The organism is Actinotalea caeni (assembly GCF_009733795.1).
Classification (GTDB): Bacteria; Actinomycetota; Actinomycetes; order Actinomycetales; family Beutenbergiaceae; genus Pseudactinotalea; species Pseudactinotalea caeni.
Map to the genome: position 1 here is coordinate 1 of NZ_WNXX01000003.1, position 14,581 is coordinate 14,581.

At 75.2% G+C, this 14,581-nt stretch carries 16 protein-coding genes; 8 read left to right on the plus strand and 8 right to left on the minus strand.

Annotated features, from left to right (window positions below):
- The 3 genes from GPA02_RS03290 to GPA02_RS03300 all read right to left on the minus strand — a co-directional run.
- The coding region (locus GPA02_RS03290) for a DUF6297 family protein (protein WP_240133854.1) at positions 1 to 510 on the minus strand (510 nt) is incomplete at its 3' end.
- The gene (locus GPA02_RS03295; RefSeq protein ID WP_156198441.1) at positions 507 to 1,226 is read right to left on the minus strand and encodes an ABC transporter ATP-binding protein; all 720 of its coding nucleotides are present in this window, start codon (positions 1,224 to 1,226) and stop codon (positions 507 to 509) included. The genes GPA02_RS03290 and GPA02_RS03295, both read right to left, overlap by 4 nt.
- Positions 1,219 to 3,519 carry an ATP-dependent DNA helicase RecG gene (locus GPA02_RS03300; RefSeq protein WP_156198442.1) on the minus strand — a complete coding sequence of 767 codons (2,301 nt, stop codon included), beginning with the start codon at positions 3,517 to 3,519 and terminating at the stop codon, positions 1,219 to 1,221. The genes GPA02_RS03295 and GPA02_RS03300 overlap by 8 nt, the downstream gene beginning before the upstream one ends.
- Before the next feature lie 233 nt (positions 3,520 to 3,752).
- Here GPA02_RS03300 and rpmB point away from each other — a divergent pair, with 233 nt between their 5' ends.
- Both rpmB and GPA02_RS03310 read left to right on the plus strand, forming a co-directional pair.
- The gene (gene rpmB / locus GPA02_RS03305) at positions 3,753 to 3,944 is read left to right on the plus strand and encodes a 50S ribosomal protein L28 (RefSeq protein ID WP_156198443.1); all 192 of its coding nucleotides are present in this window, start codon (positions 3,753 to 3,755) and stop codon (positions 3,942 to 3,944) included.
- Positions 3,945 to 4,015: 71 nt separating this feature from the next.
- Positions 4,016 to 4,537, plus strand: a complete 522-nt coding sequence (locus tag GPA02_RS03310) for a GNAT family N-acetyltransferase (RefSeq protein ID WP_156198444.1) — start codon at positions 4,016 to 4,018, stop codon at positions 4,535 to 4,537.
- Between the two features lie 3 nt (positions 4,538 to 4,540).
- On the opposite strand, the gene GPA02_RS03315 is transcribed toward GPA02_RS03310, so the two are convergent.
- The 3 genes from GPA02_RS03315 to GPA02_RS03325 all read right to left on the minus strand — a co-directional run bounded on the left by GPA02_RS03315 (position 4,541) and on the right by GPA02_RS03325 (position 7,529).
- Positions 4,541 to 4,972 carry a CBS domain-containing protein gene (locus GPA02_RS03315; protein ID WP_156198445.1) on the minus strand — a complete coding sequence of 144 codons (432 nt, stop codon included), beginning with the start codon at positions 4,970 to 4,972 and terminating at the stop codon, positions 4,541 to 4,543.
- Positions 4,973 to 5,097: 125 nt separating this feature from the next.
- On the minus strand, positions 5,098 to 6,051 hold the full coding sequence (locus tag GPA02_RS03320; RefSeq protein ID WP_156198446.1) for a thiamine-phosphate kinase: 954 nt from the start codon (positions 6,049 to 6,051) through the stop codon (positions 5,098 to 5,100).
- On the minus strand, positions 6,048 to 7,529 hold the full coding sequence (locus GPA02_RS03325) for an ATP-binding cassette domain-containing protein (protein WP_162457690.1): 1,482 nt from the start codon (positions 7,527 to 7,529) through the stop codon (positions 6,048 to 6,050). Before GPA02_RS03325 ends, GPA02_RS03320 begins: the two co-directional genes overlap by 4 nt.
- Here GPA02_RS03325 and GPA02_RS03330 point away from each other — a divergent pair.
- Genes GPA02_RS03330 through GPA02_RS03340 form a run of 3 tightly spaced genes read left to right on the plus strand, consistent with a single transcriptional unit; the run spans position 7,506 to position 9,716 of the window.
- A complete protein-coding gene (locus GPA02_RS03330; protein WP_156198448.1) occupies positions 7,506 to 8,756 on the plus strand; it encodes a TIGR01777 family oxidoreductase in 1,251 nt (416 codons plus the stop codon). The two genes, GPA02_RS03325 and GPA02_RS03330, sit on opposite strands and share 24 nt — an antisense overlap.
- A 17-nt stretch (positions 8,757 to 8,773) precedes the next feature.
- Positions 8,774 to 9,232, plus strand: coding sequence for a DUF6328 family protein (locus GPA02_RS03335; protein WP_275689713.1), 459 nt, complete (start codon positions 8,774 to 8,776; stop codon positions 9,230 to 9,232).
- A 10-nt stretch (positions 9,233 to 9,242) separates the two neighbouring features.
- Entirely contained in the window at positions 9,243 to 9,716 is a 474-nt protein-coding gene (locus GPA02_RS03340; RefSeq protein ID WP_240133857.1) for a DUF3515 domain-containing protein, read from the plus strand.
- Here GPA02_RS03340 and GPA02_RS03345 read toward each other — a convergent pair.
- Positions 9,713 to 10,819 (minus strand): D-alanine--D-alanine ligase family protein, encoded by a 1,107-nt coding sequence (locus GPA02_RS03345; protein WP_156198449.1) that lies wholly within the window; start codon positions 10,817 to 10,819, stop codon positions 9,713 to 9,715. The two genes, GPA02_RS03340 and GPA02_RS03345, sit on opposite strands and share 4 nt — an antisense overlap.
- Before the next feature lie 50 nt (positions 10,820 to 10,869).
- A complete protein-coding gene (locus GPA02_RS03350; protein WP_240133858.1) occupies positions 10,870 to 11,610 on the minus strand; it encodes a PHP domain-containing protein in 741 nt (246 codons plus the stop codon).
- 222 nt (positions 11,611 to 11,832) lie between these two features.
- Here GPA02_RS03350 and GPA02_RS03355 point away from each other — a divergent pair, with 222 nt between their 5' ends.
- Genes GPA02_RS03355 through GPA02_RS03365 form a run of 3 tightly spaced genes read left to right on the plus strand, consistent with a single transcriptional unit; the run spans position 11,833 to position 14,361 of the window.
- Positions 11,833 to 12,993, plus strand: coding sequence for a trans-sulfuration enzyme family protein (locus GPA02_RS03355; RefSeq protein WP_156198450.1), 1,161 nt, complete (start codon positions 11,833 to 11,835; stop codon positions 12,991 to 12,993).
- Complete coding sequence (locus GPA02_RS18985; protein ID WP_193567831.1) at positions 12,990 to 13,667, plus strand: DNA methyltransferase; 678 nt, start codon at positions 12,990 to 12,992, stop codon at positions 13,665 to 13,667. Before GPA02_RS03355 ends, GPA02_RS18985 begins: the two co-directional genes overlap by 4 nt.
- A 46-nt stretch (positions 13,668 to 13,713) precedes the next feature.
- Positions 13,714 to 14,361, plus strand: coding sequence for an AMIN-like domain-containing (lipo)protein (locus GPA02_RS03365; protein ID WP_156198451.1), 648 nt, complete (start codon positions 13,714 to 13,716; stop codon positions 14,359 to 14,361).
- Positions 14,362 to 14,581 lie beyond the last annotated feature (220 nt).

Sequence of the window (14,581 nt, forward strand, 5' to 3'; positions counted from 1 at the left end):
GGCGAGGACGGCCACCGGGCCCAGCGCGGCGCCCGCCGCGGCCGCGGGCGCCGCGGCGCTGCCGCCGCCGAGCGTGGCGACCAGCGCACCGAGGCCTGCCCCGACGGCGACCGACACGACCACGAGCAGCAGCAGCCGCGGCCGCAGCAGACCGCGTCGGTCCGCCGGCGTCGGCAGCCACCAGGCGGCCTGCCCGCCCCCGACCCCGAGCGGTCCGAGCCTGCCCGCGAGGCCGATCCCGACCCCGAGCGCGACCACACCGGCGGCGAGCGCGAGCCACGCCGGGTCCAGCGTCGTCGCGGCCGTGCTCGGCCGCAGCTTGGTGTTGAGGGTCGCGGTCGCCCCGAACGCCACCGCGACCGCGACCGCGACGCTGAACACGACCGTGTAGACCTCCTCGAGGAGGTCGCCGAACGACCCGCCGCCGTGGGCCTCGGTCGCCAGCTTCGTCAGCCGGCGCAGCTCGCGACCGCTCGGCCAGGCGCTCTCGTCGACCTCGAGGGTGCTCACAGCGCCTCGATCGCCGATGCCGCCTGCTCGGGGCCGACCACGCGCACCGCGTCCTCGGCGATGACGAGCGCGGACGTCGCGACGGTGCGCACGAGGACCGGGTCGTGCGTCGCGAGCACGACGCCGCCCCCGCCTGCCCGCTCCGCGACGAGGCGCTGCGCCAGCCGGTCCCGCATGCCCGCGTCGAGGCGCTGCTCGGGCTCGTCGAGCACGAGCAGCGTGCGGGGACGCACGAACGCCGAGGCCAGCAGCAGCCGGCGGCGCTGCCCGGACGACAGCGCGGTCGGCAGCGCGTGCTGGCGCGCCGCGAGTCCGAACTCCTCGACGACCTCGGTGACGAGGTCGCTGACCGCGGTGGCGCCGTGGCCGCGCGCCGTCAGCAGCAGGTGCTCCCGCAGCGTCAGCGCGGGCAGGTAGGAGTCCTCGTCGAGGACGGTCGCCACCTCCGCGCGGAACCGCCGGGCGCGCTCGTCGACCGGGGCACCGAGCACCTCGATCGAGCCGGCGAGCGGCTCCAGCAGCCCGGCGACCGCGCGCAGGAACGTCGACTTGCCGGTGCCGTTGGCCCCGACGACGGCGAGCGCCTGGCCCGGTGCGACCTGCACGGAGATCGGTGGGCAGACGGCGGACTCGACCGTGCTGCCGTAGCCGACGAGGACGTCGGTGGCGCGGACGAGCGTCGGCCGCTTGCGGGCGGTGCGCTTGCGGTCAGGCACGGTCGAGGAACTCCTCGTGGTCGGGGTCGACGAGCTGGGTGATGGCGCCGAGCAGCTCGGGGTGCTGCTCGAGGGTGGGGTCCTCGGCGACGACGGCGCGGGCGTCCTCGCGAGCCTGCGCGATGAGGTCGGCGTCGGCGATGACGCGCAGCAGCCGCAGCGAGCTGGACCGCCCCGACTGCGCGGCGCCGAGGATGTCGCCCTCGCGCCGCTGCTCCAGGTCGGCCTCGGCGAGCGCGAAGCCGTCGAGGGTGTCGGCGAGCACGCTGAGCCGCTCGTGCGAGCCCGAGCCGGGCTCGGCCCACGTGACGACGAGGCAGGTGCCGGGCTTGCTGCCGCGGCCGACCCGCCCACGCAGCTGGTGCAGCTGCGACAGCCCGAACCGGTCGGCGTCGAGGACGACCATGACCGTCGCCTCCGGGACGTCGACGCCGACCTCGATGACCGTCGTCGTGACGAGCACAGGCACCTCGCCCGAGGCGAACGCCGCCATCGCGGCGTCCTTCTCCTCGGTGCTCAGCCGGCCGTGCATGACCCCGATCGCACCCTCGGGGAGCCCGGAGTGCCGCCGCAGCCAGGCGGCGACGTCCTCGACGTTCGCGGTGCCGTCGGGGCCGCCGTCGACCATCTCGGGGGTGCCGGGCGGCCGCTTGCGCTCACCGGGCTCGGCGAACAAGTCGTAGACGTCGGCGCCCTCCTCCTCCTGGGAGGAGGAGATCCGGGGGGCGACGACGTAGGCCCGCCCGCCGCCGTCGACCTCCTCGGCGATCTTGGCCCAGACCCGCTCCATCCAGCGCGGGTTGCCGGCCGGCACGACGTGGGTGGCGATCGGCGAGCGGCCGGCGGGGACCTCGCGCAGCGTCGAGACCTCGACGTCGCCGAAGAACGTCATCGCGACCGACCGCGGGATCGGGGTCGCCGTCATGAACAGCTGGTGGGGCATGACCGCACCCTTGGCGCGCAGCGCGTCGCGCTGCTCGACGCCGAATCGGTGCTGCTCGTCGACGACGACGAGACCGAGGTCGGCGAAGCTCACCTGCTCGCCGAGCAGCGCGTGGGTGCCGATGACGATGCCCGCCTCGCCCGACGCCGCCTCGAGCAGCGCCTTCTTGCGTGCGGCCGCCGGCAGCGAGCCGGTGAGCAGCGTGACCCGGGTCCCCTCGGCCGCGCCCCCGAGCATGCCCGCCTCCCCCAGCGGGCCGAGCAGCCGCGTGATCGTGCGGGCGTGCTGCTGCGCGAGCACCTCGGTGGGCGCGAGCAGGGCGGCCTGCCCACCGGCGTCGACGACCTGCAGCATCGCGCGGAGCGCGACGACGGTCTTGCCGGAGCCGACCTCGCCCTGCAGCAGCCGTTGCATCGGGCTGCCGGCCGCGAGGTCGGCGGAGATCTCCTCGGCGACGGCGCGCTGGCCGTCGGTGAGCGTGAACGGGAGCTGGGCGTCGAAGGCGTCGACGAGACCACCGCTGCGCGCGGGCCGCGGCCGCGCGTCGGTGGCCGCGACGTCCGCACGACGGCGCGCGAGGGCCGCCTGCAGCACGAACGCCTCGTCGTAGCGCAGCCGCTGCCGCGCCCGCTTCCAGGCCGCGGCGTCGTCGGGCGCGTGGATGGCACGCAGCGCCTCGAGCTCGGTGAGCAGGCCGCGGCGCCGGACGACGTCGGCGGGGACCGGGTCGACGACGTCGTCCTCGGTCAGCGGGTCCAGCAGCGTGCGGATCGAGGTGCGCAGCTGCCAGCTCTGGATGCCCGCCCCGGCGGGGTAGATCGGCACCGGCTTGGCCGCCTCGCGGATCGCCGTCTCCTCGTCGTCCCAGCTCTCCAGGGGCTCGTACTCGGGGTGGGTGAGCTCGAGCCGACCCTGGTAGCCCTGCTTGAGGGTGCCGGCGAACATCGCGACGGTGCCGACCGCGAGCTGGCGCTCGATGTGCTGCGCGAGGTAGCTCTGCCGCGCGAAGAAGGTGAGGTCGAGGCTCGCGCGGCCGTCGGAGATCGTCACCGAGATGATCTGCATCTTGCGGTCGCGCGAGAACCGCTTGCTCAGCTGCACGACCTCGGCGACGTAGGTGGCGCTCTCCCCCGGCCGGCCGGCGTCCAGCGGTGTGAACGCGCCGCGCTCGACGTAGCGGCGCGGGTAGTGCCGCAGCAGGTCCTCCTCGGTCTCCAGACCGAGCTTGAGCATGGCGACGCCGGCCTTCTTGCCGAACCGGCGCCCCAGCGGCGTGCGTGCACCGGCAGCCTCGGCCGCCTGCCCGCTCACCCGTGCCACGGCTGCGATGCTATCCGCGTGACCCCACATCGCCTGCCCGGCGGTCCCGGTGGACGCGCGCGACGCCCGGCGAACGGGTCGGGGCGCAGTGTGCTGGTAGCGCAGATCACGGGTGCGCAGGCATCCGGGTGACCGAGCGGGTCCGTGCGGCGTGTAGACTGCTGTGGTTGCCCGATGCGGTTGCACCTCTTGCTGCTGCCCGGCGACCCGACTTCCAGCCAGATCCCGCCGCGCCCGCGGCGCGAACGACCGAGGAGACACCCGTGGCCTCTACGTGTGACGTGTGCGCCAAGTCGCCGAGCTTCGGCCACAGCATCTCGCACTCCCACCGCCGCACGAAGCGGCGTTGGAACCCCAACATCCAGACCGTCCGCGCGATGGTCGGCGGCACCAAGAAGAAGCTCAACGTCTGCACCAGCTGCCTCAAGGCCGGCAAGGTCCAGCGGGCTCTCTGACACAGCCGAAGCACCCGCATCGAGCCGCTCACCGTGCAGGTGGGCGGCTCGTCGCACATCCGGAGGCGATCGTGCGCTGGTCCCTCAGGTCCCCGACCGTCGACGACGTCGACGCGATCGTGGCGATCAACATCCGCGCCTGGCGGCACGCCTACGCCGACCTGATGCCGGCCGAGGTGCTCGCCGGCCTGGAGCCCGGGCCGCGCGCCGCCCGGCTGCGCGAGCGGCTGCGCACCGGCTCCTCGACCGAGGGCCTGGTCGCCGTGGACGACGACGGCGAGGTGGCCGGCTACTGCTGGTTCGGCGACTACCGGCCCGACGACGACGTCGCCTCCCCCGACGGCCCCGGGTGGGCCGAGGTGTACGCGATGTACGTCGACCCGAGGCGGCACCGCGCGGGCGCCGGGTCGGCGCTCATGACGGCGGCGCTGGCGGCGCTCGCGCCGCGCCCGGTCGCGCTGTGGGTGCTCGAGGGCAACACGCCCGCGCGCGGGTTCTACGAGCGGCACGGCTTCCGGCCCGACGGCGCCGCCGCGAGCTTCGGCGTCGGTGGTCTCGCGGTGCCCGAGGTCCGCTACGTGCTGATGCGCTGAGTCTCAGCCCTGGACGTAGGTGACGAGCTGGTCGCGCTCGTCCTGCAGCTCGTCCAGGCGGTTCTTGACGACGTCCCCGATCGAGACGATCGCGTGCAGCCGCCCGTCGACGACGACCGGCAGGTGCCGCACCCGCAGGTCGGTCATGCGGCGGGCGAGCGACTCCAGCTCGTCCTCCGGCACGCAGGTCTCGACCTCGGCGGTCATGATCTCCCGGACCGTGCGCTGCAGCACGTCCGCACCGTCGGTGTGGAGGCGCCGCACGACGTCCCGCTCGGAGGCGATGCCCTCGACCGTCCTGCCGCCGTCGGCGGAGACGACGAGGGCTCCGATCTTGTGCTCGGCCAGCAGTGCGACCAGCTCGGCCACGGTGGCCTCCGGAGCCACCGTGACCACGTCCGCACCCTTGCGTCGGATCACTTCGGCGATACGCATGCCTCAGGCTAGGCCGGACCGCGCCGCTCCGTGGCGGAAACCGGGCGCCCGACGCCGCCGCAACCGGTTGCCCCGCCGGGACGGACGACGAGCGACGGGTTCTCGCCGCTCAGCGCTGCCCGAGGTCAGGGGCGGAAGTGGTCCCAGCCCACGCCGGAGACGGGCGGTGGGGCGCCATCGACGGTGACGCCAGGGGCGTCGAGGACGCGGCCGACGGCCCGGAAGCCGCCCGGCAGCGGCGCGCCGGGCGGGAACGTCGCGAGCAGACCGTGGTCCTCGCCGCCGGTGAGGGCGAGCGCGAGCGGGTCGAGGCCGAGCGTGTCGGCGGCCCGGCGCAGCACCGGGTCGACCAGCACGCCGCCCTCCAGGTCCACGCCGACGCCCGACGCGCGCGCGACGCGACCGGCGTCGCGCAGCAGGCCGTCGGAGACGTCGATGAGCGACGTCGCACCCCCGGTCGCCGCCCCGGGGCCGTCGGCGAGCGGCGGCTCGGGCCGCAGGAAGCCCTGCACCACGGCGGCGAGGCCCGCGTCCTCCGCGCGTCCGGCCTCGAGCGCCGCGTACCCCGCCGCGGCCCACCCGATGCGACCCGCGTGCGCGAGGACGTCGCCGGGGCGGGCGCCGTCGCGGCGCACCGGGTCGGCACCGTCGAGGCTGCCGAACGCCGTCACGGCCACCACCACCCGGTCACCGGAGGACAGGTCGCCCCCGACCACGCCGACGTCGGGCCCGCACGCGGCGGCCAGGCCCTCGGCGAGGCCGAGCACCCAGGACACCTCGGTCGCGGGCGGCAGCACGAGCGCCACCACCAGCCCGGTCGGCCTCGCGCCCATCGCGGCGACGTCGGCGAGGTTCTGCGCGGCCGCGCGGTGACCGAGGTCGACGGCGGTCCCCCAGACGTGCCGGAAGTGCCGGTCCTCGACGAGCACGTCGGTCGTCACGACCACGCGCGCGTCCGGTGCGGCCACCACCGCGGCGTCGTCGCCGGGGCCGAGCACGGTCGCGGCGCCGACCGGCAGCAACGGTGCGAAGCGTGCGATCAGCTCGGTCTCGTCGAGATCGCCGACCCGCTCGCTCACGACCCGACCGCGGCCCGTCGCCGGCGACGCCGCACGGGTGCGGGCGCGGGCGCGGCACCGGTCTCGACGTAGCTCATGACCTCGTCGGGGTCGGTCCGTGCCGCCACCAGGTCGGCGACGGCCCGGCCGTCGTGGACCACGACCACACGGTGCGACAGCTCGAGCAGCTCGGTGAGGTCGTTGGTGACGAGCAGCACCGCCTTGCCGCCGTCGACGAAGGTGTCCACGATCTCGTGCACGCGTCGGCGGGCGCCGACGTCGACGCTGCGCGTCGGCTGGCTGAGCACGATGACCGGCTGCTCGACGCGGCTGGCCGACGCGACCGTCACCTTCTGCCGGTCGCCGCCGGACAGCGTCGCGACCGGTCCGTGCACGTCTTCGGTCGCGATGCTCAGGTGCCGCACGAGCGACGCCGCGTCCCGCAGCCGCCCGGCCGCCGTCTGGGCCGTCGAGGCCTGGCCGAGGGTCTCCGCGATCGTCTGGGTGTCGTACTCGAACCGCCCGCCGAGCGCCGCGACCCGCTCGCGCGCCTGCGTGGGCGAGTCGAACCGCTCGTGACGGACGGCGAAGAGGTCGACCTCGCTGGTCCGCTCCCCCGCGATCGCCTGCGCCACCTCGGTGGCGCCCGAGGCGCGCGTCCCGACCAGCCCCACGACCTCGCCGGCGTCGATGTCGAGGTCGAGGTCCACGACGTTCTCGGTGCGTAGCCCGCGCACCCGCAGCGTCGCCTCACCGCGCTCGCGCGCGGGCCGCGGCGGGCGCTCCTCCACCTCGTGCCGCAGCAGCGCGAACGCGAGGTCGGCCGGGGTGCTGCCGCGCGTGGGGATCGAGTCGGCGGCGACGCCGTCGCGCACCACCGCCACCCGGTCGGCGATCGCGTGCAGCTCGTCGAGCCGGTGCGCGATGTAGACGACGCCGCAACCGCGCTCGCGCAGCACCCGCACACCTGCGTGGACGTGGGCGATCTCGCGGTCGTCGAGCGAGACGCTCGCCTCGTCGACGACGACGAGGCGAGGCTGCTCGGCGACGACGCGGGCGACCTCGACCAGCGCCTGCTCCGCCGGGTCCAGCGACCCGACGAGCGTGCCGAGGTCGAGCTCGACGCCGACCGCCTCGAGCGCCTCCCGCACGAGTGCGCGGCGCTCCTCCTCGCCGCGCTCGCCGTCGAGGCGACGCAGCACGGCCTGCTCGACCGTCAGGTCGACCGGCGGCTCGAACTCCTGCTCGATGACGCTGACGCCCGCGGCGCGCGCCGCCTCCGGGGACTGCGGCCGGTAGTCGTGCTCGCCGAGCACCATGACCCCGGCGTCCGGGCGCAGCCGACCGGTCACGACGTCGACGAGCGTCGACTTGCCCGCGCCGTTGCGGCCGAGCAGCCCGAGCACCTCACCGCTGCCGAGGGTCAGGTCGAGGCCCTTGAGCACTTGCCGGGGGCCTCGCGACGTGCGGAGGCCATGGATCTGGAGGAGAGCGTCCACCACGACTCTTTCGGGTTTGCCGTGCACACGAACTGCCACACTGTAGGCGACGCGGACCCGAGACGAAGAAGGCGAGGGGGGCCGGTGCGGATCCTGGTCAGCGGTGGTACGGGGATGATCGGCACGGCGCTGCGGGAGGCGGCGGAGCGCGCCGGGCACGAGACCGGCCTGCTCGTGCGCGGCGAGCCCGAGGGGCCGCGGCAGTGGCGGTGGGCACCCGCCGACGGCCAGGTGCCGGACGCCGCGATCGCCTGGGCGGACGCCGTCGTCAACCTCTCCGGGGCCTCGATCGGGCGGCTGCCGTGGACGCGCTCGTACCGGCGCGAGCTCGTGCTCAGCCGCGTGACGGCGACCCGGACGCTCGTCGAGGCGATCCACCGCGCGGTCGAGCCGCCCGCGGTGCTCGTCAACGCGTCGGGCGTGGGCTTCTACGGCGACCGACCGGGCGAGCGGCTCGACGAGCACAGCGGCCCCGGGCGCGGTTTCCTTGCCTACGTCTGCCGTCGCTGGGAGGCCGAGGCGCAGGAGGCGCAGGACATCACGCGCGTCGCCACGGTGCGCACCGGGCTGGTGCTCGGCGACGGCGGAGCCCTCGCGCCGCTGGTGCTGGCGACGCGGTTCGGCCTCGGGGCGCGGGTCGGCCAGGGCACGCAGGTGTGGCCGTGGGTCGCGCTCGACGACGTCGCGGGAGGGATCCTGCACGTCGTCGCCTCCTCGGTGTCGGGCCCGGTCAACCTGGTCGCACCGGCGCACGCCACCAGCGAGGACGTCACGCGGGCCCTGGCCGAGGTGATGCACCGGCCGCACCGGCTCGTGCTGCCGGGCCCGCTGCTGCGGGTGCCGCTCGGCCCGGCCGCCGACGAGCTGCTGCTGCTCAGCCAGGACGTCGAGCCCGCCGCGCTGCTCAGGTCCGGCTACCGGTTCCGGCTGCCCGACCTGCGCGCGGCGCTCGAGGTCGCCCTGCGCGGGGGCTCCTCGGGTGGTTCGATCTACCCGGGGCACCCGACCACCCCGCCGGGGGCCGCTCCCGCGGCCGAGAAGGTCGCGGAGCACCGCGAGGAGGAGCGCGAGCCTCGGCACGGGTCGCCGTCGACCCCGCAGAGCTCGTCGGAGGACCTCGCGGCACTGACGGTCGCGGAGCTCCGGCAGCGGGCCAGGGCACGCGGGCTCACCGGCTACTCGCGCAGGACGAAGGCGGAGCTGATCGAGATGCTGGAGTCGTCCTGAGCTCCGACGACGACGGGCTGTACCGCGGCCGGCCCGAGACCGAGAACCAGCGACTCGACCGGAACTGGGCCGAGATCCTGCAGGAGCTGCGGGTGGCGCTGACGGGCACGCAGCTCGTCAGCGGCTTCCTGCTGGCCGTCGCCTTCCAGCAGCGCTTCGGCGAGCTCGACCGCTACGAGCTGGTCGTCTACCTGTCGCTCGTGGCGCTCGCCGCGCTCGCGACCGCGGTCGGCCTGGCCCCGGTCGTGCTGCACCGCGCGCTGTTCCGCAAGCTCGAGAAGGAGCGGGTGGTGCGGCTCGGCAACCGCTACCTGACGGCGACCGCGATCCTCGTGGCGGTCCTCGCCGTCGGCGTCAGCCACCTCATCTTCGACTTCGTCGTCGGCCGCGGCGCCGGCGTCGTCGCCGCCGTGCTCACCCTGGTCGCCGTGCTCGCGCTGTGGGTGCTGCCGCTGACCCTGCGGGCGCGGCGCTAGCCTCGACGTCGTGTCCGAGGCATGGGTGCGGCCGCTGGCCGCGACGATCGTCGGTGCCCTGGCGCTGGGGCTCGCCTCCTGCGCGCGGCCGGTCGGCGTGGAGCCGGCGCCGAGCGCGAGCGACCCGGTGTGCGCGGAGCTGCTGCAGCGGCTGCCCGAGGAGCTGGTCGACGAGCCGCGCCGGTCGACGACGAGCCAGTCCTCGCGCGCCTGGGGCGGCGAGGAGCCGATCGTGCTGCGCTGCGGGGTGACGCCGCCCGGCCCGACCACCGACCCCTGCGTGACGATCCCGGACACCTCCGGCGAGAACCCCGTCGACTGGGTGGCGAACCCCGACACGAGCAACGGGCTGCGGGTCTTCACCAGCTACGGGCGCACCCCGGCCGTCGAGGTCGTGGTGCCGGCCCGCTACCCGGGCGACGCGGTGCTCGCCGAGCTGGCCGGCGCCGTCGCACCGCTCCCGCAGGACGGGGAGTGCCTCTAGCGCAGCCCCACGGGACGCTCGCGCGCGAGCTCGATCAGCTCGGTGAGGAGGTCGGTGTAGCTGAGCCCCTCGGCCTGCCAGAGCATCGGGTACATCGAGTACGGCGTGAAGCCGGGCATCGTGTTGATCTCGTTGACGACGACGTCGCCGTCGGTCGTGTAGAAGAAGTCGACGCGGCCGAGGCCCTCGCACCCGAGCGCCTCGAACGTCGCCGCTGCCAGGTGCCGCATGCGACGCGCGACCTCCGGCGGCACGTCGGCGGGGATCCGGATGTCGAGGTGCTCGGCGTCGAAGTACTTGGCCTCGTAGTCGTAGAACGGGTGCTCGCTGCCGACGACGATCTCGCCGAGGCCGCTGGTGCGGGGCGGCTCGTCGCCGCGACCTGCGAGCACGGCGCACTCGATCTCCCGGCCGGCGATGCCGGCCTCGACGAGCACCTTGGGGTCGTGGCGCTGCGCCTCCTCGACTGCGGCCGGCAGGTCCGCGAGGTCGTCCACGCGGACGATCCCGATCGACGACCCGGCCCGTGCCGGCTTGACGAAGACCGGCAGGCCGAGCTCGGCGACGGCCGCGATCGCGCCGTCGCGGTCGGTGCGCCAGCGGCGCGGGGTGATCGGCACGTACGGCCCGACGGGGATGCCGGCCTCTGCGAGCACGACCTTCATGAAGTGCTTGTCCATGCCCACCGCCGAGGCGAGCACGCCCGAGCCGACGTAGGTGACGCCGGCGAGCTCGAGCAGGCCCTGGATCGTGCCGTCCTCGCCGAACGGCCCGTGCAGCAGCGGCAGCACGACGTCGACGTCGCCCAGCTCGGTGGGCGGCTGCGCGGGGTCGGTGACGGCGAGCGCACCCGCGGCGCCCATCGGCAGCACGACCTCCTGGCCGTCGGCGGCGGTCACCTCGGGCAGCCGGCCGGGCGTGATCGACCAGCGGTCGGGGTCGTCGGCGGCGACCACCCAGCGCCCCTCCTGCGTGACCCCGACCGGCACCACGTCGTAACGGTCGCGGTCGATCGCGGCCAGCACGCCCGCGGCGGTCGCGCAGCTGATGGCGTGCTCGGAGCTCTTCCCGCCGAACACGACGGCAACCCTGGTCCTGGTCATCGTCGGTCAGGGTACCCGCGGCGACCGGTTCCTCCCGGGACGTGCGCCGGCTAGCGCCGCCAGAGGTCCTCGGGACGGGCGCCGGGACGGAAACCGGCGGCCTCGACCATGGCGACCGCCTCGCCGGAGCGCACGCCGAGGGCGTCGGGCACGTGGGCGTCGCTCGCGAACGACACCGCGCGGCCACCCTCCTCGGCCCACCAGCGCGGCATCCACGGCTGCAGGAGCGCGGCGCTCATCTCCAGCGCGCGACCGCTGCGCGCGATCGCGCGCATCGCCTGCCGGAAGCCGTCCTCGAACCGTGTCACGTCGAACGCCCCGGCACGCGCCGTGGGCCAGCTGCGCACCGCGTAGTCGAGGTGGGCGACGACGTCGAAGCGCGTGCCGCTGCCCGCCATCACGACCATCTCCTCGAGATAGGCGTGGACGACGTCGGCGGGGTCGTGGTCCTCGTACAGCCCCCGCGGCTCGGCGCGCTCCTCGCCGACCGGGAGCGTGTGCAGCGACCCGACCACGCGGTCGAGGGTGCGGAGGTCGACGGTGCCGGCGACGTCGCCGACGAGGTGCGGCTGCCCGAGCTCGACACCGGTGAGGACCCGCAGCTGCGGGTACGCCGCCCGGCACCGGTCGACGGCGGCGAGATAGCCGTCGATCTCGAGCGGCGGTGGCCGCAGCCGCCCGTCGTGCACGAGCGCGGGGAACCGTCGCGCGTCCTCCGAGCCCGCGAGCCAGCCCCTCGACGTCGAGGTGGTCGGTGACGGCGAGCGCGGGCAGGCCGATCTCGACGGCACGGGCGCAGGTGCGCGCCATCGTGCCCGCGGCCGCCGACCGCGGGCCGCCGGTGTCCCAGGACCACTCGCTGTGCACGTGGCTGTCGCTCGGCATCGCCATCCCGCCATCGTGCCGCGCGGGACCGAGGCCCGTCAGGGCCCCGGGCACCGCGCCGTCTCAGGTCCGCCGCCGACCCGCTCCGGTGGCCGTGGCAGGCGTACCGCGGTCGTACCCTCGTCTGCGTGACCGACGCGACGCACCTCAGGCCGGACTCCCTCGTCGTCGCCGCGGGGCGTCCGCCGCGCGTGCCCGGTGCACCGGTCAACCCGCCCGTCGTGCTGTCGTCGACCTACGTCGGGGTCGACACCCCCGGCCCGGACGACCTCCTGTACGCGCGCTACGACACCGAGACGTGGCGGCCGCTGGAGGACGCGATCGGCGCGCTCGAGGGGTCCCACCGGCGCGCCCTGGCGTTCGCCTCGGGCATGGCCGCGATCAGCGCGACGCTCGCCGTCGTGCCGCAGGGCGGCACGCTCGTGCTGCCGCGCCACTCCTACAACGTGACCCTCGTCGCCGCCCGGGCGCACGCCGAGCAGCGCGGGCTGCGGCTCGTCGAGGTGGACATCGCCGACACCGACGCGGTGCTGGCAGCGCTCGCCGACGCCGGGCAGACCCCGGTGCTGTGGCTGGAGTCCCCCACCAACCCCATGCTCGAGATCGCGGACATCCCCGCGCTGGTGGCGGCCGCGCACGAGCGCGGCGGACTGGTCGTCGCCGACAACACCTTCGCCACGCCGCTGGCGCAGCGACCGCTGGCGCTGGGCGCGGACGTCGTCGTGCACTCGGTCACCAAGTACCTCGCCGGGCACTCTGACGTCGTGCTCGGCGCCGTCGTGGCCGACGACGAGCGGCTCTGGACGACGATCAAGACCCAGCGCGATGTGCACGGCGGCATCCCGGGCCCGTGGGAGTCCTGGCTCGCGCTGCGCGGGCTGCGCACCCTCGCGCTGCGGGTGCAGCGCTCGCAGGCCAGCGCGCTCGAGCTCGCACGCCGGCTGGAGGGCCACGAGCACGTGCTCGAGGTGCGCCACCCGGGACTGCCCAGCCACCCGCAGCACGAGCGCGCACGTGACCAGATGAGCGGGTTCGGGTCGATCCTCACGCTGCGTCCGCACGGCGGGCCGGCGGCAGCCGCGGCCGTCGCGGCGAACGTGCGGCTGTGGGTCCCCGGCACCAGCCTCGGCGGCGTCGAGTCGCTGATCGAGCGCCGTCGCCGGCTGCCCGCCGAGCCGGCGACCGTCCCCGAGGACCTGCTGCGCCTGTCGGTCGGCATCGAGGACGTCGAGGACCTGGCGGCGGACCTGCTCGCCGCGCTCGAGGCCGCGGCCCGGGCGACGGCGTGACGCTGCCGGACCGCATCGAGGCGACGCTCGCCGAGCTGGCGCGCGAGCGGCACCCGGACGCCGACGAGGACGTCCACTTCACCGAGGGTCTCGCGCGCACCGCGATCGAGGCGCTCACCGAGCCCGGCGAGGTGGTGCTGGACCCGTTCGCCGGCTACGGCACCACGCTGGCGGTCGCGTCCCGCCTCGGGCGACGCGCGGTCGGCGTCGAGCTGCTGCCCGAGCGGGTCGCGGCGATCCGCGACCGGGTGCCTGACGCCGTCGTCGTCGAGGGCGACGCGCGCGGCCTGGGCTCGCTGACGACCGCCGACGGCGAGCCCCTCGCCGCCCCCGGCACGGTCGCGCTGGTGCTCACCTCGCCGCCGTACATGACCGCGAACGACCACCCTGCGAACCCGCTGACGGCCTACGAGACCGACGACGGCGACTACCGCACCTACCTGCGCGAGCTCGCGCTCGTCGTCGCCCAGGTCCGCGCGCTGCTGCGCCCGGGAGGCCACCTGGCGCTGTCGGTGGCCGACATCGAGCACGACGGCCACCGCACCCGGCTCGTCGACGACGTCACCGCGGCGGCGGCCCGGGTGCTGGAGCCGGTCGCCTCGGTGCCGGTGACCTGGGACGCGATGCCGCACGACCTGGTCGACGACCGTCTCGTCGTGTTGCGCCGGGCCTGAGCGCACCCGGCGACCTACCCTGGGTGGACCGACCCCAGGAGGAGTCATGCGACGCACGACCGCCCTGATCTCGCTGGCCGCGGCGGCTGCGCTGCTCGCGGGCTGCGCCGACGGGGCCGGTGACGACCCCACGTCGGAGGAGCCGACGAGCGAGGCACCGACCACGGAGCCCGCCACCGAGGAGCCGACGGAGGAGCCGAGCACCGAGGAGCCCACCGCGGAGACGCCGTCCGACGAGGCGGTGGACGGTCCGGCGTTCCCCGACTCCACCGCGGAGCAGACCTCCGACCAGACCGCCGCCGCGCTGCTGCTCGTCGACGTCCGGGTGGCCGCGCACCCCGGCTACGACCGGCTGGTGCTGGAGTTCGAGGGCGAGGGCGAGCCGGGCTGGCGCGTCGGCTACGTCGAGGAGGCCAGCACCCAGGGCCAGGGCGACCCGATCCAGGTCGAGGGCGACGCGCTGCTGGCGGTGACCGCGCTGCACACGATGCCCGACGACATGACGGGCTACTACGACGGTCCACGCGAGATCGACCCCGACACCGAGGTCGTCGAGGAGGTCTTCGTCGACGGCACCTTCGAGGGCGAGACGGTCGTGGTGCTCGGCATCGACGACGGCGAGCAGCCGTTCCGCGTGTTCACGCTGACCGACCCCACCCGCCTCGTCGTCGACGTGCAGGACCCGGAGGACTGAGCCCGGGCACCGGGCTACCTCGACACCCTCGCACCGCGTCCGGCCGACCGACCGGACGCGCGTACTGGCACGGCCGTCCCGCCGGCGCCGTCTCCGGCCGGCGACGCACGAGCTCCGGCACCCCTCTGCTGGGAGAACCCGACCCGTTGACGTGCCGGCGACCCTGCCCTAGGCTCGATGTTCTCGAAGACGATTCGACATTGTCGAATTCATCCCGATC

Bases quoted from the DNA above. Each gene is read 5' to 3' on its own strand.
- GPA02_RS03300 (WP_156198442.1), bottom strand. From the start codon at position 3,519: ATGTGGGGTCACGCGGATAGCATCGCAGCCGTGGCACGGGTGAGCGGG.
- GPA02_RS03315 (WP_156198445.1), bottom strand. From the start codon at position 4,972: ATGCGTATCGCCGAAGTGATCCGACGCAAGGGTGCGGACGTGGTCACG.
- GPA02_RS03330 (WP_156198448.1), top strand. From the start codon at position 7,506: ATGGATCTGGAGGAGAGCGTCCACCACGACTCTTTCGGGTTTGCCGTG.
- GPA02_RS03345 (WP_156198449.1), bottom strand. From the start codon at position 10,819: ATGACCAGGACCAGGGTTGCCGTCGTGTTCGGCGGGAAGAGCTCCGAG.
- GPA02_RS03365 (WP_156198451.1), top strand. From the start codon at position 13,714: ATGCGACGCACGACCGCCCTGATCTCGCTGGCCGCGGCGGCTGCGCTG.